Annotated in this window: 27 protein-coding genes and 1 riboswitch; of the genes, 26 read left to right on the forward strand and 1 reads right to left on the reverse strand. The window is 46.6% G+C overall.

From position 1 onward, the window contains the following. The first annotated feature begins 20 nt into the window (after positions 1-20). The 6 genes from mtgA (at position 21) to eutJ (ending at position 6,152) form a co-directional block, all read left to right on the forward strand. On the forward strand, positions 21-941 hold the full coding sequence (mtgA, locus tag VN447_RS03445; RefSeq protein WP_325522841.1) for a [methyl-Co(III) glycine betaine-specific corrinoid protein]--tetrahydrofolate methyltransferase MtgA: 921 nt from the start codon (positions 21-23) through the stop codon (positions 939-941). A 56-nt stretch (positions 942-997) separates the two neighbouring features. Further along, a complete protein-coding gene (gene mtgB / locus VN447_RS03450) occupies positions 998-2,425 on the forward strand; it encodes a glycine betaine--corrinoid protein methyltransferase (RefSeq protein ID WP_325522843.1) in 1,428 nt (475 codons plus the stop codon). 64 nt (positions 2,426-2,489) lie between these two features. Further along, positions 2,490-3,137 carry a glycine betaine-specific corrinoid protein MtgC gene (gene mtgC, locus VN447_RS03455; RefSeq protein ID WP_325522845.1) on the forward strand — a complete coding sequence of 216 codons (648 nt, stop codon included), beginning with the start codon at positions 2,490-2,492 and terminating at the stop codon, positions 3,135-3,137. Positions 3,138-3,314: 177 nt separating this feature from the next. Beyond that, on the forward strand, positions 3,315-3,908 hold the full coding sequence (locus VN447_RS03460) for a DedA family protein (protein ID WP_325522847.1): 594 nt from the start codon (positions 3,315-3,317) through the stop codon (positions 3,906-3,908). Between the two features lie 99 nt (positions 3,909-4,007). Beyond that, positions 4,008-5,159 carry a glycerophosphodiester phosphodiesterase gene (locus VN447_RS03465; protein ID WP_325522849.1) on the forward strand — a complete coding sequence of 384 codons (1,152 nt, stop codon included), beginning with the start codon at positions 4,008-4,010 and terminating at the stop codon, positions 5,157-5,159. 177 nt (positions 5,160-5,336) lie between these two features. After that, positions 5,337-6,152 carry an ethanolamine utilization protein EutJ gene (gene eutJ, locus VN447_RS03470; RefSeq protein ID WP_325522851.1) on the forward strand — a complete coding sequence of 272 codons (816 nt, stop codon included), beginning with the start codon at positions 5,337-5,339 and terminating at the stop codon, positions 6,150-6,152. 100 nt (positions 6,153-6,252) lie between these two features. Here eutJ and VN447_RS03475 read toward each other — a convergent pair whose 3' ends face one another. Next, entirely contained in the window at positions 6,253-7,410 is a 1,158-nt protein-coding gene (locus tag VN447_RS03475; RefSeq protein ID WP_325522853.1) for an iron-containing alcohol dehydrogenase, read from the reverse strand. Positions 7,411-7,744: 334 nt separating this feature from the next. After that, positions 7,745-7,947: riboswitch (cobalamin riboswitch) on the forward strand. A gap of 115 nt (positions 7,948-8,062) precedes the next feature. On the opposite strand from VN447_RS03475, the gene VN447_RS03480 reads away from it, so the two are divergent. From VN447_RS03480 to VN447_RS03575, 20 genes are all read left to right on the forward strand, one after another. Beyond that, positions 8,063-9,097: a nicotinate-nucleotide--dimethylbenzimidazole phosphoribosyltransferase gene (locus VN447_RS03480; RefSeq protein ID WP_325522855.1), complete on the forward strand. Its 1,035-nt coding sequence runs from the start codon at positions 8,063-8,065 to the stop codon at positions 9,095-9,097. Positions 9,098-9,202: 105 nt separating this feature from the next. Continuing rightward, positions 9,203-10,417: a sensor histidine kinase gene (locus VN447_RS03485; RefSeq protein WP_325522857.1), complete on the forward strand. Its 1,215-nt coding sequence runs from the start codon at positions 9,203-9,205 to the stop codon at positions 10,415-10,417. Positions 10,418-10,444: 27 nt separating this feature from the next. Then, complete coding sequence (locus VN447_RS03490) at positions 10,445-12,112, forward strand: response regulator (protein ID WP_325522858.1); 1,668 nt, start codon at positions 10,445-10,447, stop codon at positions 12,110-12,112. A gap of 291 nt (positions 12,113-12,403) precedes the next feature. Next, positions 12,404-12,742: an ethanolamine utilization microcompartment protein EutS gene (eutS, locus tag VN447_RS03495; protein ID WP_414714875.1), complete on the forward strand. Its 339-nt coding sequence runs from the start codon at positions 12,404-12,406 to the stop codon at positions 12,740-12,742. 6 nt (positions 12,743-12,748) lie between these two features. Beyond that, positions 12,749-13,180, forward strand: a complete 432-nt coding sequence (locus VN447_RS03500) for a EutP/PduV family microcompartment system protein (RefSeq protein ID WP_325522863.1) — start codon at positions 12,749-12,751, stop codon at positions 13,178-13,180. A 21-nt stretch (positions 13,181-13,201) separates the two neighbouring features. Continuing rightward, positions 13,202-13,459 (forward strand): BMC domain-containing protein, encoded by a 258-nt coding sequence (locus VN447_RS03505; RefSeq protein WP_217805853.1) that lies wholly within the window; start codon positions 13,202-13,204, stop codon positions 13,457-13,459. 26 nt (positions 13,460-13,485) lie between these two features. Beyond that, positions 13,486-14,277 (forward strand): propanediol utilization microcompartment protein PduB, encoded by a 792-nt coding sequence (gene pduB / locus VN447_RS03510; RefSeq protein WP_325522865.1) that lies wholly within the window; start codon positions 13,486-13,488, stop codon positions 14,275-14,277. An 18-nt stretch (positions 14,278-14,295) separates the two neighbouring features. Beyond that, positions 14,296-15,966 (forward strand): propanediol/glycerol family dehydratase large subunit, encoded by a 1,671-nt coding sequence (locus VN447_RS03515; protein WP_325522867.1) that lies wholly within the window; start codon positions 14,296-14,298, stop codon positions 15,964-15,966. Positions 15,967-15,990: 24 nt separating this feature from the next. Next, positions 15,991-16,632, forward strand: a complete 642-nt coding sequence (locus VN447_RS03520; RefSeq protein WP_325522869.1) for a propanediol/glycerol family dehydratase medium subunit — start codon at positions 15,991-15,993, stop codon at positions 16,630-16,632. A 16-nt stretch (positions 16,633-16,648) separates the two neighbouring features. Next, positions 16,649-17,170 (forward strand): diol dehydratase small subunit, encoded by a 522-nt coding sequence (locus VN447_RS03525; protein WP_325522871.1) that lies wholly within the window; start codon positions 16,649-16,651, stop codon positions 17,168-17,170. 12 nt (positions 17,171-17,182) lie between these two features. Next, a complete protein-coding gene (locus VN447_RS03530) occupies positions 17,183-19,006 on the forward strand; it encodes a diol dehydratase reactivase subunit alpha (RefSeq protein WP_325522873.1) in 1,824 nt (607 codons plus the stop codon). Positions 19,007-19,011: 5 nt separating this feature from the next. Continuing rightward, positions 19,012-19,497 (forward strand): glycerol dehydratase reactivase beta/small subunit family protein, encoded by a 486-nt coding sequence (locus VN447_RS03535; protein ID WP_325522875.1) that lies wholly within the window; start codon positions 19,012-19,014, stop codon positions 19,495-19,497. Beyond that, a complete protein-coding gene (locus VN447_RS03540; RefSeq protein WP_325522877.1) occupies positions 19,479-20,060 on the forward strand; it encodes a BMC domain-containing protein in 582 nt (193 codons plus the stop codon). The genes VN447_RS03535 and VN447_RS03540 overlap by 19 nt, the downstream gene beginning before the upstream one ends. A 1-nt stretch (position 20,061) precedes the next feature. Next, a complete protein-coding gene (gene eutM / locus VN447_RS03545; protein WP_084573788.1) occupies positions 20,062-20,340 on the forward strand; it encodes an ethanolamine utilization microcompartment protein EutM in 279 nt (92 codons plus the stop codon). A 32-nt stretch (positions 20,341-20,372) separates the two neighbouring features. Then, entirely contained in the window at positions 20,373-21,029 is a 657-nt protein-coding gene (gene pduL / locus VN447_RS03550) for a phosphate propanoyltransferase (RefSeq protein ID WP_422663593.1), read from the forward strand. A gap of 1 nt (position 21,030) precedes the next feature. Beyond that, positions 21,031-21,798: a flavoprotein gene (locus tag VN447_RS03555; protein ID WP_325522884.1), complete on the forward strand. Its 768-nt coding sequence runs from the start codon at positions 21,031-21,033 to the stop codon at positions 21,796-21,798. A 19-nt stretch (positions 21,799-21,817) separates the two neighbouring features. Continuing rightward, positions 21,818-22,102, forward strand: coding sequence for a EutN/CcmL family microcompartment protein (locus VN447_RS03560; RefSeq protein WP_084573791.1), 285 nt, complete (start codon positions 21,818-21,820; stop codon positions 22,100-22,102). A gap of 6 nt (positions 22,103-22,108) precedes the next feature. Beyond that, entirely contained in the window at positions 22,109-23,083 is a 975-nt protein-coding gene (locus tag VN447_RS03565) for a cob(I)yrinic acid a,c-diamide adenosyltransferase (protein WP_325522886.1), read from the forward strand. 32 nt (positions 23,084-23,115) lie between these two features. Further along, complete coding sequence (locus tag VN447_RS03570) at positions 23,116-24,552, forward strand: aldehyde dehydrogenase family protein (protein WP_325522888.1); 1,437 nt, start codon at positions 23,116-23,118, stop codon at positions 24,550-24,552. Between the two features lie 34 nt (positions 24,553-24,586). Beyond that, positions 24,587-25,918: an SLBB domain-containing protein gene (locus VN447_RS03575; protein ID WP_325522890.1), complete on the forward strand. Its 1,332-nt coding sequence runs from the start codon at positions 24,587-24,589 to the stop codon at positions 25,916-25,918. Positions 25,919-25,928 lie beyond the last annotated feature (10 nt).

Consider the following 25,928-nt stretch of genomic DNA (forward strand, 5'->3'; position numbering starts at 1 on the left):
TATATAGGAGTGTGAGTCAAATGTTCAGGTTTACTGCAGAACAACATGTATATGACATTAACGGTGTAAAAATCGGAGGCCAGCCAGGAGAATTCCCTACAGTACTGATTGGCAGCATGTTTTACCGGGGGCATAAGATTGTCCAGGATTCGACAAAAGGGATATTCAATGAGGCTGAGGCCAAAGCATTACTTGATCAGGAGGCTGAACTGAGTGCAGAGACGGGGAACCCCAGAATCATTGATGTTTTAGGTGATACCCCGGAAGCGTTAACGCGCCACGTCGAGTTTATTCTCAAACATACCTCAGCCCCATTTCTGCTTGACAGTGTGAGTCCGGAAATACGGACAGGTGCCTTAAAATTATTGGGTAAGGACCCTGCCATCATCAACCGGCTTATCTACAATTCTATAGAAGAAAACTATACAGAAGATGAACTGAGCGTCATTAAGGACTTTGGCATCAAGACGGCGGTAGTCCTGGCTTTCAGTAAAAAACATCTTAAGCCAAGCAGCCGGTTGAAGCTGCTGAACGGGGACGAAAAAACAGAGGGATTAATCGCCGCAGCAAAACGGGCCGGTATTGAACAGTTTCTGGTAGATCCTGGTGTGTTGGATGTGGCCAGTAATAGTTGGACTACTAAGGCCATCTATGATGTAAAAGAGCAATTAGGATACCCGGGAGGCTGCGCCCCGTCTAATGCGCTATATTTGTGGAAAAAGATGCGTTCTAAAGGGTCGCCTTACTTTGAAGCAGCAGGTACTGCGGTATTTACCTTCCCTGTTACTCAGGGAGCCGATTTCCTCCTTTACGGTCCGATTATGAACGCGCCTTGGGTCTATCGGGGAATCGCCACCACGGATGCCATGATGGGCTATACCACCAAGATTACCGGTACCAAATTAGGGACTACTGAGCATCCGTTATTAAAGCTGTTTTAACCGTGGAGCTTTGCTCCCGGTAGATATAATGACAATAATAGAAAGAGGTGCTGGCAATGTTACCCAAATTTAATGTATTAACACCTGAGCAGGTGAACCAGGTTCATGAACAGAGTATGAAAATTCTGAGTGAGATTGGTGTCGAATTTTCATACCAGCCTGCTCTTGACGTTTTGCAAGCAAAGGGGCAAAGGGTAGAAGGGCAGCGGGTCTATTTCAAAAGGCAGTTTGTGGAAGAACAAGTGGCTAAGGCGCCTACCGAATTTACTCTTCATGCGCGTAACCCGCAAAACAATCTGGTAGTCGGTGGCGAGAATATCATTTTTATGCCTGGCTATGGCGCTCCGTTCATCCACGACGTAGATGGCAAGCGGCGCAACTCAACAATGGAAGACTTTGATAATTTTGTTAAGCTGTCTCAGATGAGTCCTAATATGCACATGACTGGCGGAAATTCCGCAGAGCCAACCGACGTTCCTGATTCAATAAGACATATGAAGATGGTTTATAGTTCAATAACGCATTCTGATAAATGCTTTATGGGCAGCGCTTCTGGTTATGACAAAGCCCAGGATAGTATCGAAATGGCTGCCATTCTTTTTGGCGGGAAAGAAGTAATTAAGGAGAAACCAGCCTTAATATGCCTCATCAACTCAGTAACCCCACTAAAATATGATGACCGTATGCTAGGGGCCTTGATGGCTTATGCTGAGGCCGGTCAGGCTATGGTCATTGCTTCCTTGGTTATGGCTGGGTCAACAGGACCGGCAACAATGGCAGGTGCTTTAGCCCTGCAGAATGCTGAAGTACTAGCTGGTATCACATTAGCACAAAGCATTAATCCCGGTACTCCAGTGGTTTATGGATCAACATCAGCCATCACCGATATGCAAACAGGTTCATTATCAATTGGTAATCCGGAAGGAGCATTATTTACTTCTGCCAGTGCTCAAATGGCAAGGACTTATCGAGTTCCCAGCCGGGGAGGCGGCGGTCTGAACGATGCTAAGATTGTCGATGCACAGGCCGGGTACGAATCGATGATGACGCTGATGGCTGCCAGTGTGTCAGGGATCAACTTTGTTCTGCATACCGCCGGGATACTGCAATATTTCATGGCCATGTCGTATGAGAAGTTTATCGTGGACGACGAGATCGCCGGTATGATCCTGCGGTATCTGAAAGGCATTGAATTCTCTGATGACAAGTTTGCCTTTGATGTTATCGCCAAAGTCGGACCGGGAGGACATTTCCTTACCCAGAAGCATACCCGTCAAAACCATGCCAAAGAACTTCGGCGGGCTACACTTAGTGACCGGTTGTCTTATGACGGTTGGGGTAAAGAGCACCTGGATACTAATCAGCGGGCAGAGAGAAAGTGGAAAGCCATGCTGGCTGAATTCCAGGCTCCGGTATTGGATAGCGGTATCAACCAGGCACTTTGCTCTTTCATTGAGAAGAGAATGACTGAAATAAAAGACTAGTCCCAAGTTTCATTGCGACAGTACTTGAACATATAAAACAAAAGATTGATGGAGGTATAATGATATGAGTGAGATTTTTGAAAACTTAAAGCAGGCTATTCTTGATGGTGATGAAGATCTGGTAGTTGAATATTGCCAGCAAGTCATTGATGAAAAGATAGACCCGGTTGTAGCTATCGAAAAAGGGCTTATTAAAGGCATTGAAGAGCTTGGGGCAAAATGGAAAGCTGGGGAAGCATTCTTACCAGATGTTATGATGGCAGCAGATGCTCTTAAAGCTGGCCTTGATATGCTTGAGCCAGTCATTGCCGAATCAGGAGCTACTGGCGGCGATGCCAAAGGAAAGGTTATTGTAGGTCAAGTTGCTGGTGATATTCATGATATTGGCAAAAATATCGTTGGTGCAATGATGACTGCAGCAGGGTATAAAGTGTATGATATTGGAATCGACCAACCGGCAGAAAATTTCTTGGCCAAAGCCGAAGAAGTGGGTGCAAATATTATTGCTGCTGGAGCTTTGCTGACTACTACGATGGCTGCTCAAAAAAATATTATCGAATATCTCAAGAGTAAGAAAGTACGGGAAAAATATAAAGTAATGATCGGCGGCGGCCCTACCAGCCAAGCCTTCGCTGATGAGATTGGTGCTGATGCTTGGGCCGAAACTGCTGACGAAGCAGTTGTCCTGTGCGATAAGTTGATTGCTGGATAAGAAGAACGAACTGGCCTCCTCCCTTCGTGCAGTTGGGTTGAGGCCAGTTTCTTTCTGTAATCGGGGGATTGACAATCTTATTATATATGGTTATATTTATTCTAATTTTACCGGAAATACTAATTTTGTATATTAGAAAAACGATTAGTTATTACACAGTGGAGGCTTATAAAATTAATGCCTATGGAACTGACGGCACAAGCAGTACTTAACAATCTAGGTGACTACGGCTATGCTGCTGTATTTGCGGCGATGCTGCTAACCGGTGTGGGGGTGCCTTTGCCAGGTGAACTAACATTGGGTTTTACCGGCTATTTAGTGTATAGCAGTCAATTAGACTTAATTCCTGCCATAGCCGCCACCGCGGTAGGTGACTTGCTAGGGGCTATGCTTAGTTACGGTATAGGCTTTTTCGCCAGAACAAAAATCATAGCCCAATATTTTCGGTTTCTCATACCGTCTGAGTCCAAACTGGCAAATATTACTCAATGGCTTGAGCGGTATGGTATTTTCGCATTAGTGTTTGGCAGACTTTTGCCTGTTATCCGCGGCGTTATTCCCATACCGGCAGGCTTTGTACACATGAATGTTAAGTCGTATATTTTGAGTAATCTTGTTAGCTCAGGGATTTGGTGCAGTGCTCTCATCTCTTTAGGTATAGGGCTGGGTCATAATTGGCAGCAACTATCAGGTTTAGCAAAAGATGTTGGCCTGGTAGTTGCCGGAGTACTTGCAATAATTTTAGTAGTATGGTTTTTAGCCCGCAAGTAATAAATAATATGTTAATATGAGTATAATATAAACATAACAAATCCCATTGTTTTCCAGTATATAATGTAACTACGGAAAACAGTACAAGGGGGAGTTGTAATGCTTAAAGGAAAATGCAATTGGAGACGTCTTATTGCGACAGGTATTACTGCGGCACTACTAACATCTGGGGTGAATATGCTGACTATGAATCCTGTTGAGGCAAAATCCAGTCCCCAAATCTTTGATTTTGAGGCCCATCGCGGCGGGCGTGATGCCCGTCCGGAAAACACGTTAATCGCCTTTGCTTATGCCATGGAACTGGGGGTAACTACCCTGGAAATGGATATGCAAATGACTAAGGATGGAAGAATTGTAATAAGCCATAATCCATTTATGAATAGTAATTTGGCTAAAGGGCCGAACGGCAATTATGTGGAACCTGGAAAGTACGATATCCGCAAAATGACTTTATCTGAGGTAAAACAGTTTGATCTTGGAACTATGAACCCAGCGGCTGGCGATTATTATGAAGGCCACGGCAAAACACAGTTATCCTATCCAGGCACAAAGATGCCTACGCTGGAAGAAGTATTTGAACTGGCAAACTTGTACGGTAATGATAAAGTAATGTTTAACATTGAGACAAAATCGTATCCTGACCCCGCTTTCCCAGAAGCTAAAAACAGCCCTGAACCGGCTGCATTTGTAAAAAAGGTCTATGAAATCATTAAAAAATACCATATGGAAGACCGCGTTATGATACAGTCGTTTGACTGGCGGACCTTAAAAGAGATGAAAAAGTTAGATCCCAAAATCACCCTGGTAGCACTTACCTGTGAACAGCCGTCATGGGGCCGTGACAGTATGTGCCGCCAACCAGGTGAACCGGGTGCCTCTCCCTGGATGGCCGGCCTTGACATTGACACTTTCAAAGGCGATTATGTAAAAGCGGCTAAAGCCATTGGAGCTGATGTCGTATCACCTTATTGGGAAGAGTTATCCAACGAATTAGTAAGTGAAGCACATGAACTGGGTATGAAAGTAGTGCCCTGGACTGTTAACAATCCAACTAAAATGAACATGCTGATTGACATGGGTGTCGACGGGATCATCACTGATAAACCATGGCTGCTGCGGGATGTTCTGATCAATAGGGGGATTGCTGTAGCTGAGCCAACAGTCAATGCCAGCAGCCCCTATCATACCGGCATCGGCATTGCAGCAGGCGACACAAAGAAACTAGCTAAAGGCACAGACTCTGCTGAGTAAGACTGTAGTAACAAACTCTCTGTTTCGCACGCGGTGCGGCAGAGAGTTTTTTTGCGCAAAAAATTAAAATAACTTGGCACTTATTTATGGTTATGGTAACAGGGATTTGCTTATGCTTTAGGGAAATCAAGTACCATAGCTTAGCGAATGAATGCGGGTGGCAAGGGGGATACATGAGTGGAGGCGTATGAAAAGATTCATAGATTGTATGAGTTGATTGAGACTAAAACGGTAGCTGATTTGCCAGGCCCTTACAAGGTTGGGGTTGACCTGGGAACAGCAGATGTTGTGCTGGTTGTTACCGACGAGTCGGGTAATCCGGTTGCAGGCAGTATGCGGTGGGCTTCTGTGGTTAAAGATGGTCTTGTTGTTGATTTCCGGGGTGCTATGGTCATTGTCGAAGAGTTAAAGGCCGAAGTGGAAGAACTCATGGGTATTACTTTAGATAAAGGGGCCACAGCCATTCCGCCAGGCACGGTGGGACGTAATGCCATGGCTTGCGGCCATGTTATTGCTGGGGCCGGTTTGGAACCTATTTGTCAGATCGATGAGCCGGTGGCAGCCGCTAAGGCACTCAATATTACGCATGGCATTGTGGTGGATATTGGCGGCGGCACTACCGGTATTGCTGTTTTAAGGAATGGCGAACTAGTCTTTACGGCTGATGAACCCACCGGTGGAACTCACGTATCACTGGTATTAGCTGGCGCCTATAAAATATCATTTGAAGAGGCTGAGCTTCTTAAACGGGATGCTGCCCAGCACCGCAAAATTTTGCCAGTGGTTTTGCCAGTTGTTGAAAAAATGGCCACAGTGGTAAAAAATATGTTGAACGGGTATGATGAATTTAACGAATACCCTGTCTACGTTGTCGGCGGCACTGCGTATCTGCAAGGCTTTGAAACAGAATTCGGCAAAGCCTTTGGCCGGAAGGTACATGTGCCGCCACATCCCTTGCTGGTTACGCCGCTGGGGATTGCCATGTTCGGTTAAATTATAGAATTGTTTGGTCTTCTAATTTTTAAAATATAATGCCCTGCAGACTTCAATCATCTGCAGGGCATTATATTTTTCTAATGAAATCCAATATCGATTACAAAATGGAGCGGTAGATTGCTTCTACATCCTGTTGTGTCCCTTGGCGGGGATTGGTTAGGCAGCAGACATCTTTCAGTGCACTTTCTGCCAACCGGGGGATGTCATCGGCGTTGAAGCCCCGGAGCTCATGGAGTCTTGCCGGTAAGCCTAAATCTTTATTGAGTTGTTGAATTTGCGCAATGAATGCTCTGGCGCTTGCTTCTGCTGAACAACCACTGGGTTCAATTCCGGCGGCGCGGGCAAGGTCAGCGTACTTGGTTACGGCTGCCGGCAGGTTGAATTGCATGACAGCCGGCAGTAAGATGGCGTTACACAGTCCATGGGGCAGATTATATAGGCCGCCAAGCTGGTGGGCCAGTGCGTGTACATACCCAAGACTGGCATTGTTAAAGGCGATACCGGCCAGGTATTCAGCGTAAACCATGGCTTCCCTGGATTTTAAATCAGTGCCGTCACTATAGGCGGTTTTTAAGTTACCCACAATTAACTCAACTGCCTTTACCGCTTTGCAGTCTGTTACAGGACTGGCATTTGTTGAAACATAAGCCTCGACGGCATGGGTTAACGCGTCCATGCCAGTTGCTGCTGTTAAGCCTGGAGGCATCCCGATCATCAGCTCGGCATCACTGACAGCAATAATGGGGGTAACATGCCAATCATTAATAGTCATTTTTATATGCCGTTCTTCATCGGTAATGACGCAGAAGCGGGTGAGTTCACTGCCAGTACCGGCCGTTGTATTTATGGCAATAAGCGGCATGGCTGGCTTTTTTGATTTGTTTAATCCCTCATACTGGCTAATTTCCCCGCCGTTAGTAGCCAGCAGCGCGATGGCCTTGGCACAGTCGTGGGGGGAACCGCCGCCAAATGAAATCAAGAAGTCACAGCCATTGTCCCGTAGCAGCTTTAGGCCATAATTTACTTGGGCTACTGTAGGGTTAGGTGAGACATCCTTGTAGATTATGTAAAAAATGCCGTCAGAGTCAAGTAAGGTGAGGAGCTTGTCAATCAGCCCACTGTCAACTAATACTTTGTCACTGACAATTAGGGCTTTTCTAAACATCATTGGTTTGATATAACCTGCGATTCGTTCCATACATTCTGTGCCCAAGATACTAATAGGTGTCATAAAATATTCATTGACTTTTTTCATTGACTCAGCCTCCTTGTACATAAGTTCTTAAAACAATAGCATTGTTTACTATTTTGTGCAAGGCTCCAGCTATTGAATAGACTGACTTTAGCAAAAAAATGATAAATCATAGCGATTGGTAACTACTTTCTTGCAGTTACGCTAAAGAATGTGTCTTATGCTTGCTAAAACGATAGTGGTGTCTTGCTTTTTGCCAGCTGGTTTCTTTTCACTAGGCAAGAGGGTTAAAATAGAAATTTTTTGACAAAATGCTTTAACATCTTGCGAACACCTCATAGACTAAAAGGAGAATGCTTTTGTCTGTAGAATATGCTACAACAGAAGATACTTAATTTCATAACTCCACCATACAGGTGCCTCTCGCTATAGAGAGGAGAATAGGGAAGCTCGGAAGGATTGGAAAACAATCCTTAAACGACGCGGTCGCGCCACTGTAATCGGGGAGGAACATCTTTAATATGCCACCGGCTATCCGGGAAGGCGAGGGTGTTCCGGGGAACCGTAAGCCAGGAGACCTGCCTGTTATGGCTGTTATTTACCTCCGCGCCAGGGGTAGTACCAGAAGGACAGGATTTTATGAAAATAGAACCCTAGCCCTTTTGGGCTAGGGTTTTTGTTTATGGGCGCAAAATAAAAAGTAGGGGGAGTAGAAATGGATTATCGGGCAGCCGTTGAGAGTCTGATTAATGACGCCGCAAAACCGACCAATAGTTTAGGGTTATTGGAGAAGCTTTTGAAAAAAATGCTATTGGCGTGGGGGACCATGCATCCTGAAGTAAAGCCCTATCATTTAATTTTTGCCGCCGATAACGGTATTGTTGAAGAAGGCGTTGCCGCTGATTCGCCGGAAATAACTTACCTCCAAGCACGAAATATGGTGGACGGACGTGCTGCGATAGGCTGTTTCTGTAACTCAAACAATGTTCCTTACTCAGTTATTGATATTGGCATCAATAATAAAAACACCGCGGGAATAAACCGCAAGGTTGCTTTTGGCACTAAGAATTTCATGAAGGATGAAGCCATGACCCAAGCCGAATTTGACCAAGCGTGGAAAGTTGGGCGGGAAATGGTTAGTTATGCCATTGACACGCAAGGAGCCAACCTGATGTCTTTCGGTGAAATGGGAATAGGTAATACTACAACCTCGTCGGCAGTTTTGCATGCGATGACTGGAATTTTGCCCGAGTTTGTCGTAGGGTACGGAGCTAGTGTACATAATAACGACATTGTGAAAAGGAAATGTACTATTGTTGCTAAAGGTGTTGAGCGCCATAGAGAGACTTTCAAATGTATTGAGGACATTCTACGCTGCGTCGGTGGACTGGATATTGTTGCAATATGCGCCGGTATGATTGAGTGCGCTAATCTCAAAACACCGTTTGTTATTGATGGCTTTATAACAGCAGTTGCATTTGCTTGCGCTGCCAGAATTAATAAAGAAGTGGAACACTATGCCTTGCCTTCACATATGTCCAAAGAACCGGGTATGGCTTATGCCATGCTCCTCGGAAATATTTTGGCTGACGAGGTGCCGATTAGAGCCAATCTGGCTTTAGGAGAAGGTACGGGGGCAATATTGATGATAACAATGCTAAAAACGATGACTTTCACTATCTATAATATGGCAAGACGCTCTGACATTGAACCAAGTAATGCGGAATTGCCGCAACTGGCCGCAATTTAGTGTCGTTTTGATGATTATTTACTAGTGAAAGCAGGAATTGACGGTCATTGTAGCAAAAGTATCCCCTTTAAATAAGTTCTAAGTTGAAGCAGGGGGAAGTTTTTTGTGCATAACTACAACAGGTTTGCTTTGGCTGAAATAGTCAATACTCAGATACTGCAAGAGATCCAGGATAAATTTTCGGAAACTACTGGAATAGCGGCCGTTGTTGTTGATGCTGATGGTAAGCCTGTTACCAAGCCGAGTAAATTTACCGATTTTTGCAGCTATGTTCGTTCTTTTCCAGAAGGATTGGCACGATGTATGGCCTGTGATGACCGGGGTGGGCGGAAGGCTATGGAATTGCAGCGTCCTTTTGTTTACCATTGCCATAGCGGGTTAACCGATTTTGCCGCCCCGATTATTGTTCAAAATGAATATGTAGGCGCTTTATTGGCTGGCCAAGTTGTACTACCACTAAAAGATTTTAATGCCAAATACGAAATATGTAGGCGTTTATCTCATATGGGTATGAATGAAAAAATCTTATCAGAATTGTTTGATGCAGTTGAAATTACACCGGAAAACCGGCTTAAAGCGGCCGCTGATCTGCTGCATATCATGGCAAATTATATTGTGGAAATGGGAGTTACTAATATTGTCCAGAAACAGCTAATGGAAGAACTGAAAGCAAAAGCTGAACTGGAGAATTTACTCCGGGCCGCTGAAATGAAGGCACTGCATTCGCAGATTAATCCCCATTTTCTGTTCAACACACTCAATACCATCGCCCGTCTGTCATTATTGGAAGGAGCGGAGCAGACGCAGGAAGTTGTTCACGCTCTGTCAGATCTTCTGCGCACAAATTTGCGGGATATTGCGGAAATGCGCACACTCGAAGAAGAAATAAAAACAATTGACGACTATTTAACCATTCAAAAGGTGCGCTTTGGAGACCGGATCCAGGCATCTATTGATGTCGATTCTACATTGCTGAAAACATCGGTCCCTGCCCTAAGTTTGCAACCATTAGTCGAGAATGCCATCATTCACGGTCTTGAACCAAAAAGAGATGGCGGGACCATTAGAATCAGCGGACACACTGAAAGTGATAAGGTAGTCATTGTTGTGTCAGATACTGGGATTGGTATTGCCCCTGAGCGGATTAGTACCATCTTCAAGGCGGAAAAAAGGCCCAGAAAAAGCCATACGACCGGGCTCGGAGTAATCAACGTTCACAAGCGTATTCAGCATTATTTCGGCGATCAGTTTGGTTTAAGTATAGAAAGCAAAGTAGGCGAGGGTACTGATATTTTTATACACTTGCCCACCTACTCTTAATTGTAGAACATAAGAGGAGAGGCATGTATGTATACACTCATGATTGCCGATGATGAACAACTTGAACGCCAGGCGCTCAGATTTATCATTGAAAAAAACTGCCCGGATATACAGATTATCTCAGAAACAGGGGATGGCAAGAGCGCTGTAATGATTGCTGTTGCAGAAAAACCGGATATTGTTCTCATGGATATTCGGATGCCGGAGATGAGTGGTTTGGAGGCTGCCCGCACGATACGGGAACAGCTGCCAGATACAACTATTGTTATGCTTACCGCTTTTGATGAATTCAGCTATGCGAAAGAAGCCCTTTCAATTGGGGCTGTAGAATACTTATTAAAGCCGCTAAGGCCTAAAGATTTATTGGAGACATTAAATACTGTCGCCGAGAAAATCGGACAGCGAAAACGCAAAGAACAGCAAGAAGCTGAGCTCAGGAAGAACTTGGACGAGGCCATGCCGTTTATCAAAAATTCCTTTATCCAAGACCTCGTCTCAGGCAAGGTCACTGATTTAGCCAACTTCCGTGAGCGCGCGGCTTTTCTTGGCATTACAGCCGATTCTGGCGCAATACTGGTGGCTAATATTGATAATTTTAAACAAATTACCCGCAGTGCATCAGAATTGGAAAGACAGGTGGTTAAACAGCGCGTATACCAGCAGGTTTGTAAATGTGCTGGTAAGGATACCCTGGTTATCCCTTTTGGCGGCGATGAAATCATTATTTTGATGAGCTATGAGGGTGAGGTTAAGCCAGAGCAGGTTGAACATCAAGTGAGAGAGACAGCCCAAAAAATCAGAGACGGCATAACTGAGCTTGGGGTTAGCCTTACTATTGGGATTGGCCGCTATTATAATGATCCGCTGCAAATCCATAAGTCATATCTTGAAGCAGTAAGCGCTGAACAGCAAAAATTTTATATGGGAGATAATCAGATTATCCATATTGATGATCTTCCTCATCTTAGCGCGGTATCATTTCGTTATCCCTTCAATTACGAACGGAGTCTGCTTGATAAAGTGCGCTGCGGCGAGCGGCAGCAGGCTAAGGAAGCTTTGCGTCAACTTTTACATGAGATTTTTACGGCTAAGGCCAGTATTGAAACAGTAAAAGCGTGTGTATTGGAACTCTTAATTGTGTTATCAAGAGCTGCTGTTGAGGGAGGAGCCAATCTCGAGCAACTGACACTGCTGAATTTTAACTGTATTAATCACTTAATGGGTTGCGCTGACCGGGAAGAAGTACGCCGCTGGATTCTGGATGCTTTGGACCAATTTATGGATAATATGCTGGAACACCGCACAAGTATGAACGTGAGATTAATTAACAAAGCTTGTGCATATATCATAGAAAATTTCCATAAAAGCATATCCTTGGACGAGGTTGCGCAGACAGTCCATTTGAGCCCCTATTATTTCAGCCGGATTTTTAAGGTAGAAAAGGGCTGCAATTTTGTAGACTTTTTGACAAAAGTAAGAATTGATAAGGCAAAGAAACTGCTGCAAAACCCTGAGCAGACGGTAGTTCGTGTGGCAAGTGAGGCCGGTTACCAGGATGCCAGCTATTTCTGCCGGGTATTTCGCCAGGAAGTGGGGGTTACACCCAACCAATACCGGACCCAAATTAAGAACAGTACTAAATCTGCCCAGGTGGACAAGCTTTCGCAACAACAACCTTCTAAAACACAACAATAAAATATGATTGACCTTCCTAGCATTGCCGAGGTGTAGAATGACCATAAAAAAGACTGTGAAAAACAGTCTTTTTTTGTTTTTATCCGCAAAAGAACAATACATCACAACGAAATACCATGAAGTTAATAAAAGGGTATCGCTCGTGAAAATAGTACCTTGCCGGAATGCGCAAATATGTCCTGTGGTCTGGCGACTTCATCTCAAGGTAATTTTGCAAAAAAAGCAAATTATTATGGCGAAAGAGATTATTCAGTCAATCCACATTGGCAGCGATTGTGAGGTATGGGTATGATTCAGGAAAAGCCGAGAGTGGTGCAGGAATATGTACCAGGCAAACAGGTGACATTGGCACATCTGATCGCCAACCCTAAAAGAGAATTATGCGATAAATTAGGCATTGTGAATACCGGTGCAATCGGCATATTAACAATTACTCCTTGTGAGGCAGCCATTATTGCGGCAGACGCAGCAACAAAGACAGCAGCTGTTCAAATTGGCTTTATGGACCGCTTTACCGGTTCGGTGGTTATCACCGGCAATGTTTCAGCCGTGGAAGCCGCGTTAAAGCAGGTCATTAATCTGTTAGCTGACGGACTTGGGTTCTCAGCCTCCAAACTGACAAGGTCATAAAACGATATGATTATGTTGGTAGGTCCCGTGGGAGCGGGTAAAACGTCTTTGATCAATGCACTTAACCAAGATTGTCGAAAAGCTGAAAAAACATCAAGTATTTGTTTCAGCGATGGAGCCATCGATACACCTGGTGAATATGCGCAAATGCCTCGCTTCTACTCGGCGTTAGCTGTGACAGCCACCGAAGCGAAAATGGTGCTTATGGTGCAGGATGCTACCGATATCCGGATAACACTTCCGCCAGGTTTTGCCGCCATGTTTCCGCGGCCGGTAGTGGGAGTGGTCACAAAAATAGATGCCCCTGGTGCAGACCAGGAAAAAGCTAAGCTTTGTCTCTTGCAAGCGGGAATCCAAGAGCCTTTCTTCTATGTTTCCGCATATACCGGGGCAGGCTTGGCCGAGTTGACAGAATATTTGATACGAAAGGAGGTGTAAACAGTGAGTGAAGCGTTAGGTATGATCGAAACCAAAGGTTTGGTAGGAGCTATTGAGGCTGCAGACGCCATGGTAAAGGCAGCTAATGTTGTGTTAGTAGGCTATGAAAAGATTGGTTCAGGTTTAGTCACTGTTATGGTACGTGGTGATGTCGGTGCTGTAAAAGCCGCTGCTGATGCTGGTGCAGCAGCTGCCAGAAATGTTGGAGAAGTTGTTTCTATTCATGTTATCCCCCGTCCTCATGTGGATGTTGAAAAGATTCTTCCTAAAGTTAAGTAGTCATAATTTTTTGGAGGTGTAATTACATGCAAGATCAGTTGATCGAGAAAGTAATGGATGAAATTAAAAAGCGCATGGAAACAGCCGCGCCAGCCGCTCCTGCTCAAGAGGCAGTAAAAGCAGCTGCTAACCCTGGTATTACCGAATTCGTTGGTACCGCCATCGGTGACACCATAGGTTTGGTTATCGCCAACGTAGATCCCATTCTTCATGAAAAAATGAAACTTGACCCTAAATACCGTTCCATCGGTATTCTTGGTGCCCGTACCGGTGCTGGTCCGCACATCATGGCTGCTGACGAAGCCGTTAAAGCCACCAATACCGAGATCGTAACAATCGAACTTGCCCGTGATACCAAAGGTGGTGCCGGTCATGGCTGTCTGATCATTTTCGGAGCTGAAGAAGTATCAGATGCCCGCCGCGCTATCGAAGTTGCCCTCAAGGAGCTTGATCGTACTTTCGGTGATGTATACGCTAATGATGCTGGTCACCTTGAGCTTCAATATACCGCCCGTGCCAGTTATGCCATAAATAAAGCCTTTGGCGCTCCTATTGGCAAAGCATTCGGGTTAATCGTCGGCGCACCGGCTGCAATTGGTGTTTTGATGGCCGATACAGCTGTAAAAACTGCCAGTGTTGAAGTGGTTGGTTATGCCAGCCCTGCAGGCGGCACCAGCTATTCCAACGAGGTTATTCTCATGGTTACCGGCGACTCAGGCGCAGTTCGTCAATCAGTAATTTCGGCCAGAGAAGTAGGCAAAAAATTATTAGAAGCGATGACTGGTCCGGCTCCGTCCGTAACAACACCGTATATCTAAGAACAGGGGGGAATTGAGATGAAGAGATCAAAACGTTTTGAAATGTTGGAAGCCCGCCCTGTAAACCAGGATGGTTTCGTAGTCGAGTGGCCTGAAGTCGGCCTGATGGCTATGGGCAGCCCCAACGATCCTAAACCTAGCATTAAGATAGAAAACGGTAAAATTATTGAGATGGATGGGATTCCTCGTTCCCAGTTCGACTTTATCGATCAGTTTATCGCTGATTATGCGATTGATACTTCGATTGCTGATAAAGCAATGGCGATGTCAGATACCGAAATAGCCAAAATGCTTGTTGATGTCAATGTATCGCGTGACGAACTTGTAAAAATTATCCGCGGTTTGACTGCAGCTAAGATTGTTGCCGTACTTAACACCATGAACGTAGTGGAAATGATGATGGCTCTGCAAAAGATGCGGGCTAGGAAAATTCCTTCTAACCAATGTCATGTTACTAATCCGCAGGATAACCCTGTACTCATTGCTGCCGACGCAGCCGAAGCTGCCATGCGCGGTTTCGATGAAATGGAAACAACCGTAGCTGTTGTTCGTTATGCACCGTTTAATGCTCTGGCTCTGCAAGTCGGCGGTCAGGTTGGACGCGGCGGCGTACTGATTCAGTGCGCTCTGGAAGAAGCAACCGAATTGCTTTTAGGTATGAGAGGCATTACCGCTTATGCCGAAACCATTTCAGTCTATGGTACTGAAAACGTTTTCGTAGACGGTGATGACACTCCCTGGTCTAAGGCATTCTTAGCCTCGGCTTATGCTTCCCGCGGCCTGAAAATGCGCTTTACCTCCGGTACAGGCTCTGAAGTGCAAATGGGTTATGCTGAAGGCAAATCCATGCTGTACCTTGAAGTGCGTTGCATCATGCTGACCCGCGGCGCCGGCGTACAAGGTCTCCAAAACGGCTCGGTAAGCTGCATTGGCGTACCGGCAGCAGTACCTTCAGGAATCCGGGCTGTATTGGGTGAGAACCTTACAGCTGCCATGCTCGATCTGGAAGTAGCATCCAGTAATGACCAAACCTTTACTCATTCGGATATTCGCCGTACTGCCCGTACTCTGATGCAAATGCTGCCAGGCACCGACTTCATCTGTTCAGGCTATAGCGCAACTCCGAACTATGACAACATGTTTGCCGGTTCTAACTGGGATGTTGACGACTATGATGACTGGAACATCATCCAGCGCGACCTCATGGTGGACGGCGGTCTCAAGCCGGTATCAGAAGAAGCCGTTATCGCTGTTCGTAATAAAGCAGCTAAAGCCATCCAGGCAGTATTTAAGGAGTTTGGCTTCCCAGCAATTACTGACGAGGAAGTGGAAGCTGCCACTTATGCCCATGGCACCAAAGATATCATTAAGCGGAATGTAGTTGAAGACTTAAAAGGCGCTGAAGATATGATGAAGCGCGGTATTACCGGTGTGGATATCGTAAAAGCTCTTGCGAAGAACGGTTTTGTTGATGTTGCTGAAAGCGTGTTGGGAACTCTTAAACAGCGTATTTCCGGCGACTATCTCCATACTTCGGCCATCCTTGACAAACAACTCAACGTTATCAGCGCCGTAAACTGCAAGAACGACTACCGCGGCCCTGGCACAGGCTATCGCCTCAGCAAAGAACGTTGGGATGAAATCAAAGACATACGCCAGGCGATTAAACCGTCTGATTTTGACGTGTGATTGTAGGGGAGAGGTGGATAGAAAATGCAAATTAACGAACAATTGATTCGCGAAATAGTTGGGCAAGTTCTCGCCGGCATGGTACAGTCTGCAGCAGCTCCTAAAGCAGTAGCTGGACGCTCCATGACTTTGGTGGAAAAGGGTGAAGCCCGCCCTGGTACCAGATCTGATGAAGTTATCATTGCCCTGGCCCCGGCCTTTGGCAAATATCAAAATAAAACGATCGTGGATGTACCCCATAGTGATGTACTTCGCGAAATGATCGCCGGTATTGAAGAGGAAGGCATAAAAGCAAGAGTTGTCCGTGTCCTTAGGACATCTGACGTAGATTTTGCTGCTCATGACTGCACTAAGCTTAGTGGCTCGGGTATTGCTATTGGTATCCAGTCCAGAGGCACTACGGTAATTCATCAAAAGGATTTAGCGCCGCTCAGTAATCTTGAATTGTTCTCTCAATCCCCACTTTTAGACTTAGAAGCTTACAGGCAAATTGGCAAGAATGCTGCTAAATATGCCAAGGGTGAATCTCCGACACCGGTGCCGACTAAGAACGACCAAATGGCCCGGCCTAAATATCAGGCAAAAGCGGCCGTGCTTCATATTAAAGAAACAGAACACGTTGTTCCCGGCGCTAAGCCGGTTGAACTCGAAGTACAGTTTAACTAGGCGGAGGTGAAAAGAAATGTCTGAAAATAAAATGTTAGAAGATATTGTTCGTGAAGTATTAAAGTCTATGGTTGGCGCTCCTCAAGCTGCCGGAGTCAAAACTGCCGCACCGGTTCCTTCAGCCACTCTTTGCCCGGAGCGCGATTATCCGCTTTCCCAAAATCGTCCTGAATTGCTCAAAACTCCTACCGGCAAAACCCTTGGCGAGATTACTCTTGATAAGGTCATGAGCGGTGAGGTTAAATCTGAAGACGTTCGTATTACCCCTGAGACTCTCAGACTGCAAGCCGAGATCGCAGATGGTGTTGGCAGATACCAATTTGCCAACAATCTGCGCCGGGCTGCTGAAATTGTTGCTATTCCTGACGCGCGCGTTCTCGAAATTTACAATGCACTGCGCCCCTACCGTTCTACTAAACAAGAATTGTTTGCTATCGCTGAAGAAATGGAAGTAAAATATAGCGCAAAAATTAACGCCGCTTTCGTGAGAGAGGCCGCAGAAGTTTACGAACGCCGGAACCGTCTCAGAGCGGACTAAGGTGGGAGCCTCATGCCAATAATTGCAGGCGTGGATATTGGAAACTCCACAACTGAAGTTTGTTTGGCCCGGATTGAGCAAGGTCAAATAAAAGAATACCTAACAAGCAGTATTATCAAGACAACCGGGATCAAAGGCACGCTGGCTAATGTACCTGGCATTGTTATCGCCTTGCAGGAAGCACTGAGAAACTCCAGTTTGAATTTGACTGACTTGGATGAAATCCGGCTCAATGAAGCTACCCCGGTTATCGGCGACTTGGCTATGGAAACCATAACGGAAACCATTATTACCGAGTCAACCATGATTGGACACAATCCCTCTACTCCCGGAGGCATTGGTTTGGGTGTCGGTATGACCGTAACCTTTAGCCAGCTTCCCGGGGTAGCCTCAGGCGAAAAGGTTATCTGCCTGATCCCTAAGGGAATTGATTTTGAAGATGTTGCCGCCGGGATAAACTTGGCAATGGCTCGGGGTGTTCTAATTCAGGGCGCAGTAGCCCGCCAAGACGATGCTGTGCTTATTGTTAACAGGCTTAAGGTTAAAATACCTGTTGTTGATGAAGTAACCTTGATTGAAAAAGTCCCGGTTGGCATGTTGGCTGCAGTTGAAGTGGCCGAAGCCGGCCAAACCATAAAAACCCTGTCAAACCCGTATGGCATTGCGACAGTATTTAACCTGACCCCTGAGGAAACCAAAATGGTTGTGCCGATTGCCAGGGCCTTAATCGGTAATCGCTCGGCAGTTGTTGTCCGGACCCCTGAAGGTGATGTCAAAGCCCGTTCCATTCCGGCAGGCTTTATCACCGTTGTAGGACAGAAGGGCAAAGCCGATGTTGATGTCGAAGCAGGCGCAGCCGCCATTATGGAAGCCGTGGAGCGGGTGCAGCCGGTCCTTGACGTACAGGGAGAAGCCGGAACGAATGTCAACGGTATGCTGGAAAGGGTTCGCCAGGTAATGGCTGAACTCACCAGTCAGCCGGTTGCTGAAATGAAAATCCAAGATGTATTGGCTGTTGATACTTTTGTGCCGCAAAAGGTGCAAGGCGGTCTGGCAGGTGAATTTGCGCTGGAAAGCGCAGTCGCCCTAGCGGCTATGGTCAAGACCAGCAGGCTCCCGATGCAGCAGATTGCCAACAAACTGAATAACGAGCTGGGTGTACGTGTCGTTATTGCCGGGGTGGAAGCCAATATGGCCATCCGTGGCGCCTTAACAACACCAGGCACCGACAAGCCGTTAGCTATCCTGGATATGGGCGGCGGCTCAACTGACGCGGCCATTATTACCCGGGACGGACGGGTGCACTCCATTCATTTGGGCGGCGCAGGTGATATGGCCACAATGCTGATTAACTCAGAGTTAGGCTTACATGATTTTGACTTGGCTGAGGACATTAAGAAATATCCACTGGCCAAGGTCGAAAGCTTGTACCATGTCAGGCTGGAAGACGGTACGGTAAAGTTTTATGATAATCACCTACCCCCGCACGTATTTGCCCGGGTAGTCATTCTTAAAGATGATGGTATGGTTCCCATTCCATTTGATCACGCGCTTGACAGAATCAGGCATGTGCGGCGGGAAGCCAAAAAACGTGTTTTTGTCACCAATTCACTTCGTTCCCTGGCGCGGGTTGCTCCTACCGGTAATATCAGACACATTGAGTTTGTTGTATTAGTAGGCGGCTCAGCCATGGACTTTGAGGTAGCTGACATGGTGACAGATGCACTGGCTGAATATGGAATCGTATGCGGGCGGGGCAATATCCGCGGCAGTCAAGGCCCACGAAACGCCGTTGCTACAGGTCTGGTACTGTCTTATCTTGATAGTGAGGCGTGAACAGTATGCAGTCAGATAAAACACTAAACAGGCCAAGTATCATTATTTGCACATTTCTCCATCCAGGCTATGAAGCTAAACTTCGTGAAATCCAGGCTGGCATGGAAGAAGAAGGCGTGCCGTGGTCGCTCTTAACCGGTGAAGAACTGGATTACATTGCTCTTGCCCATAGGGGTGCACATACTTCGCCGCTCGGGGTAGGAGTAGGCATCAGCCCTGCAGGGATGTGTATTCATTACCAGAAGCTTCCTGAACGTCAGCCGCTTTTTGTTTTAGCTGGTGAAGAAGATGTAACAGAATGGCGGCGTTTTGGTTATAATGCCGCCCGTTTGGTCAAAGGGCTTCCTTTTAAAGAGAAACAGACAGACGAAGCTGGTACCCATTTGGATACCACTCAATTATACGCGAGTGTTCGCGAAATTGTCCTTAAAGTACTGCAGGAATTTGCTCAAGGCCATGGGGAGGTGAATACATGGTCAAAAACGCCTTAGGTCTGATTGAAGTAGTGGGTCTGGCTGCCGGTCTGGAAGCAGCTGACGCCGCTATTAAGGCAGCTAATGTTGAATTGCTTGGTTATGAGCTTACTAAAGGTGGCGGAATGGTTGTTATCAAACTGTGCGGGGACGTAGGTGCAGTTAAGGCAGCCGTTGATGCAGCTGCTGTGGCAGCGGCTAAGGTTAATACAGTTGTTGCCAAACACGTGATACCCCGTCCACACCATGAACTGGGCGGAATTGTTATTACCAAAGATACTGTAGGCAAAAAGCCGGCTGAGCTTGAGCTTGAGCCTGAGCCAGAGCCAATAGAAGCTCAGTTGCAGAGTGAACAACAAGCCCCGGCTCAGACTGTAACTATGGACGAACCGGAACCAGCTGCTGAGGCAGCAGAGAATACGGATATCGAGCCTGCTGCAGAAGAAGAAAAGGTAGCACCAGTCACTGCCGTAAACCCGGCTGAGACCTGCAACCTGTGTGGCGACCCTGCGTGCTCACGTAAAAAAGGCGATCCCAGGGTGACTTGCATTCATTACGATAAGAATAAGGAGGATGAATAGTATGCGCGGAGAGGCATTAGGAATGGTGGAAACTAAAGGTTTGGTAGGTGCCATTGAGGCTGCTGACGCTATGGTAAAGGCCGCTAACGTAGTTTTAGTCGGTTATGAGAAGATTGGTTCTGGTTTGGTTACAGTGATGGTACGCGGTGATGTTGGCGCTGTAAAAGCAGCTACTGACAGTGGGGCCGCGGCTGCCCAGCGTGTTGGTGAACTGGTATCTGTTCACGTTATTCCGCGTCCTCATACAGATATTGAGAAAATTCTTCCTAAGGCAGAGTAATCAGTAACCATGTCAACAAGCGGGGTGAGATGATGGAACAAAAGCTACTTGAACAGATTGTCAGCCAGATACTGGCTGCAATACCTAATTTAGAGCAGGCAAAAGCAGAAAAAGGTATACCGGTAGGTGTATCCAATCGCCACATCCACCTCTCTGCCGAGCATATTGAAACCTTGTTTGGCAGCGGTCATACCCTTACAAAGGAAAAAGACCTGAAACAGGTAGGTGAATTTGCTGCCAAAGAGACAGTTACCTTGGTTGGTCCTAAGGGTGTTATGCGAGGTGTCCGGGTATTAGGCCCGGTTCGCACATTTACCCAGCTTGAGATATCCCGTACTGATGGGTTTAGCTTGGGTGTAATACCACCGCTTAGAGACTCAGGCAAAATTCAAGGATCGCCTGGTATTGTCCTTGTCGGACCCAAAGGCGCAGTTACGCTTACAGAAGGTGTTATTTGTGCTGCCAGGCACATTCACATGCAGGAGGCCGATGCGCGGCAGCTTAAGGTTGTTGATGGCGATCGCGTCACTGTTCAGGTGAATGGCGCCCGAGGTGGAACCTTCGGCAATGTACTGGTTCGGGTACATCCGGACTTCCGTCTAGAATTTCACATTGATACAGATGAGGCCAATGCCGCAGAGCTTAAGAACGGCGACATTGTTACTCTGTGTCAGGTGGGGGAGAAATAGCGTGGACAATGAAAAACTTGTGGAGTTAGTTACCGCTGAGGTATTGCGCCAGCTTAACCGTCCACACCATAAAGCGCTGGCTATTTTCACAGGTGGAACCATTGGACTTGAAACAAGCCTGGAAGAACTAAGAGCTCTGCAGGCCATAAATACTGAGCTTACAGTTGTTCTTTCAGAAGCCGCTGAAAAAATCATAGGGATAAACTGGATAAAGGAAAAACTGGGTAGTCACGTGCAGGTTGTTACTACCCAGTCCCCTTATCCAGGAAAATATTTGCGGGCCGCCGATATTGTGCTTGTGCCTGTGCTAACCCAAAATACAGCGGCAAAACTTGCATATACCTTGTCAGATACAATGGTATCTACCTTAATTCTCCAGGCTTTGATGCTTGGTAAACCTGTAATCGCCGCGCAAAATGCAGCTGATCCAAAGGACAGCTGGCGGGTACAAAAAAATATGGCAAAAGCCCCACCGGCGCTTAGAGAAGCGCTGCAGGGAAATCTAAATAAGCTTGAAGCCTATGGAATTCAGCTTGCGCCTGTGGAAAGTCTAGCTGAAAAGGCAAAAAAAGTATTAATCCCAGAAAGTAAGCCGCAAGTGGTGCAAAGCCCGGAAAAAGCCTCAAAAAGAAAAGTAATTGATGCCGATACTGTTAGACGTGCTGCACAGAGTGGGGCGAAAACTTTTAGTGTTCCCCAGGGTTCGATTATCACTCCTTTAGCACGCGATATCGCCAGAGAATGTAACATAGAGATTATTTACAGCTAAAGCAGGAGGGTGAATAAAGATGTGGGTAGGAAAGATAATCGGCACACTTGTAGCTACACCCAAAGACGACAGCCTGACTGGTAGTAAACTGCTCATCGTGCAGCCGATACGATTTGGCAATCGTCCGGCCGGTACCCCGATTGTTGCGGTAGATACAATTGGCGCCGGTACTGGTGAAACTGTACTTGTCGTTGATGGAAGTTCTGCCCGACATGTAACAGGCAACCCGCAGGCAGCAGTGGATGCAGCCATTATCGGCATTATTGACAGCATCGAAATCAATAAAAGCTTACTCGAGGAGTAATGTACCATGAAAGTGTACACCAAGACAGGTGATGAAGGAAAAACCAGCCTGCTGAGCAAAGAGCGGGTATTTAAAGATAGTATCAGGGTACACGCTTACGGTACTGTGGATGAAGCCAATGCTGCCATGGGCTTGGGAAAATCTCTCACAGATAAAGAGTGGGTTGTTGATATCATTCATCCGATTCAGCAGGAACTAATATTGCTAAACGCTGATTTGGCGACTGACAGTGTAACAGGCAGCAATAACTATCGTATTACCCCTACTCATGTCGAGCGCTTAGAAAGCATGATCGACACATTAGAACAGCAGCGTATTCCGCAACCGTACTTTGTTACACCCGGGGGAACGTCAGCCAGTGCTGCGCTTGATCTAGCACGTACTATTGTGCGACGGGCTGAACGGTGCATTGTCAGACTTAGACGCACAGAAACGGTACCCACACCTGTTGCACTTTACTTAAACAGGTTATCTGACTTGCTATTTGTTTTAGCAAGGTGCGTCGAACAGGAAGAGCTGGTCGCAAAAGTGACCAAGGCTGTAAAGCAGGTTCTCCAAAGTCTAGAGCAAAAAGATGGGGGGAAAGACGTGATGTTGGAAAAAGCCAAAAAGATGATTGAGGCTGCCGAAAAGAAGGCAATTGAAATCGGCGTACCCATGGTTATCGCTGTAGTCGATAATGGTGGCAATCTTGTTGCCCAAGAGCGAATGGACAATGCCCTATTGGCCAGCGTTTCGATCGCACTTAATAAAGCCTATACTGCAGTTGCGCTCAAAATGGGTACAGACCAAGCAGCGGCTGTATCCCAGCCTGGTCAAATGCTATATGGTTTAAATACTACCGATGGCTGCCGGATGATTGTGTTTGGCGGCGGTTTCCCCATCTGGGAAAATGGTGTTTTAGTTGGTGGAATTGGTGTAAGCGGCGGATCAGTTGATGACGATATGGCTGTAGCTAAAGCCGGTCTGACTGCCTATTAAAAAAGGCGGTTGGCACGGAAGGAGGAAGATAAGTGACTATTGATCAAAGCTTAATTGCAAAAATTACAGCAGAAATAATAGCCAGAGTACAGGAACAAAAGCAGGGCGCTGCTGGCGATGGCGGTATTTTTACAACAATTGATGAGGCTGTGGCCGCAGCACGAACTGCGCAAAAACAGCTAAAGAAATTGTCGATAGAAAAACGCGAAGAACTCATCAAGGCTATGCGTCAGACTTCGTGTGACAACGCCGAGATTTTTGCTGAAATGGCGGTAAAAGAGTCGGGGATGGGACGTGTAGCTGACAAGGTTCTGAAAAATAAGCTGGTCGCTACTAAGACGCCTGGAACCGAGGACCTGAAGAGCGAGGCCTGGAGCGGGGACTGCGGCTTGACGCTGATTGAAATGGGACCCTATGGGGTAATCGGCTCAATCACGCCAACAACCAACCCGTCCGAAACCGTCATCTGTAACGGGATCGGCATGGTTGCCGCAGGCAATGCTGTTGTTTTTAGCCCTCATCCGACAGCTAAAAATACATCATTGCTAACTATTAAATTATTAAACGAGGCCATTGTAAAGGCAGGCGGCCCAGCTAACCTGTTAACAGCAGTTGCTGAGCCATCACTTGAGGCTACCAACGCCATGATGCAGCATACGGGCATTAACATGCTTGTCGCCACAGGAGGTCCTGCAGTAGTGAAGGCTGTTATGTCTGCCGGTAAAAAGGCCATAGGTGCTGGTGCCGGCAATCCGCCGGCTGTTGTCGATGAAACAGCCGATATTGAAAAGGCAGCAAAGGATATTATTGCAGGCTGTTCTTTTGACAACAACCTGCCGTGCATTGCCGAAAAAGAGGTTATCGCTGTTGGCAGCATTGCTGATAAACTGATGGCCTATATGCAGCGTTATGGCGCTTACTTAATCTCAGGTCAGGATATTGATCGGTTGGCTAAAGTTATTTTGACTGAGAAAGAAGAACTAGTTGCTGCCGGCTGCACGGAGAAGCCCAAGAAGATATATGGAGTTAATAAAAACTATGTTGGTAAAGATGCTAAATACATTTTGAGCCAAATCGGCATCAATGTACCTGACAGCATCCGCGCCGTCATTTGTGAAACCAGCGCCGACCATCCGTTTGTTATCGAAGAACTGATGATGCCGGTATTACCCATTGTCCAGGTAAAAGACATTGATGAAGCCATTGAATTGGCTGTCAAGGTTGAGCATGGCAACAGGCACACGGCCATCATGCACTCCAAAAACGTCGATAATTTAACTAGGTTGGCTAAAGCCATTGAGACCACGATCTTTGTAAAAAATGCTCCTTCATATGCTGGTATCGGTGTTGGTGGCGAAGGATTTACTACCTTTACTATCGCAGGACCGACAGGCGAAGGACTTACCTCTGCGCGGAGCTTTACCCGCCAGCGTCGCTGTGTTCTTGTTGATGCACTATCGATCGTGTGAATAACATGATACCGCAAAGGGAGTAGGTGACAGTATGCGGGAAGAGATTATTGCCGCAGTAAAAGCGGCAGGAGTAGTGGGAGCCGGTGGTGCCGGCTTCCCCACTCATGTAAAAATTAACGCCAATGTTGACACTGTTATTGTCAATGGCGCTGAATGTGAGCCCCTCTTAAGAGCTCACCAGCTCATCATGGCCAGTGAAAGCGAAAAGCTTATCATTGGTCTGAGGGCAGTTATGGTAGCTACCGGCGCTCGCCGCGGGGTTATTGGCTTAAAACGAAAGTATGAAGAGGCTGTAACCAAGCTGCAGGCTGCATTAAAACAAATGAATGCACAAGAAATCGAGCTGTTTTTCCTCCCGGACATCTATCCGGCAGGGGATGAACAGGTACTGCTGCATGAGGTAACTGGCCGGGTTGTCCCTGAAGGCGGTATTCCACTGCATGTTGGTGTCGTCGTCGCCAATGTCGAGACACTGATCAATGTAGCCGAAGCGCTCTCAGGTAAGCCTGTTGTTGACAAATATGTCACTGTAACAGGGGCGGTTAACAAACCTGCGACATTAAAAGTGCCCATCGGCATGGCCATCAAAGAGTTAATCCAGTTGGCTGGCGGTGCAGCTGTGCCCCAGTATGCGGTTATTGACGGCGGACCCATGATGGGGAAACTAACGACTGATGATGAGCCTGTTACCAAAACAACTGGTGGCATTATCGTACTGCCGCAGAATCACTCGCTGGTAACCGAAAAAAGTACGCCCTGGGCAGCCATCGCCAACAGGGCAAAGGCTGTTTGCTGTAACTGCCGGGCTTGTACTGATGTCTGCCCGCGTAATCTCTTGGGCCATAGCCTGGAGCCTCATCGAATTATGCAGGCTATTGGCAGAGGGCAGTATAACGAAACAGATGTAGTCACTAAGGCTTTTTTGTGCTCCGAATGTGGTGCTTGTGACTCTTTTGGCTGTAGCATGGGATTATCGCCGCGCCGCGTTAATGCTGAACTAAAGCGTCAATTTGGCCAAGCTCGCATGAAAAATCCTCATAATGCCAAACCACAAAATTCCCGTACAAACCGGGAGTATCGCCTAATTCCTACAAAACGGCTGCTTTACCGGCTGGGGCTGGGTAACTATGATGTTAAAGCACCGCTGCAAACTGAGCCAGTCACAGCTAAAGATGTCAGAATATTGCTATCACAACATATCGGTGCTCCGGCAAAGCCTATTGTTGACATTGGCGCTATGGTTAACGTTGGTGATATAATAGCTGTAATTCCTGAAGGAGCTGCGGTAGGAACCAACCTTCACGCAAGTATTTCAGGACAAGTATATGCTGTGGACCGTTCGATTGGTATTCGGACAATGTAATGCAGCAGGG

Origin of the sequence: Sporomusa sp. (assembly GCF_035561155.1) — a bacterium.
In the GTDB taxonomy this organism is placed as follows: Bacteria; Bacillota; Negativicutes; order Sporomusales; family Sporomusaceae; genus Sporomusa.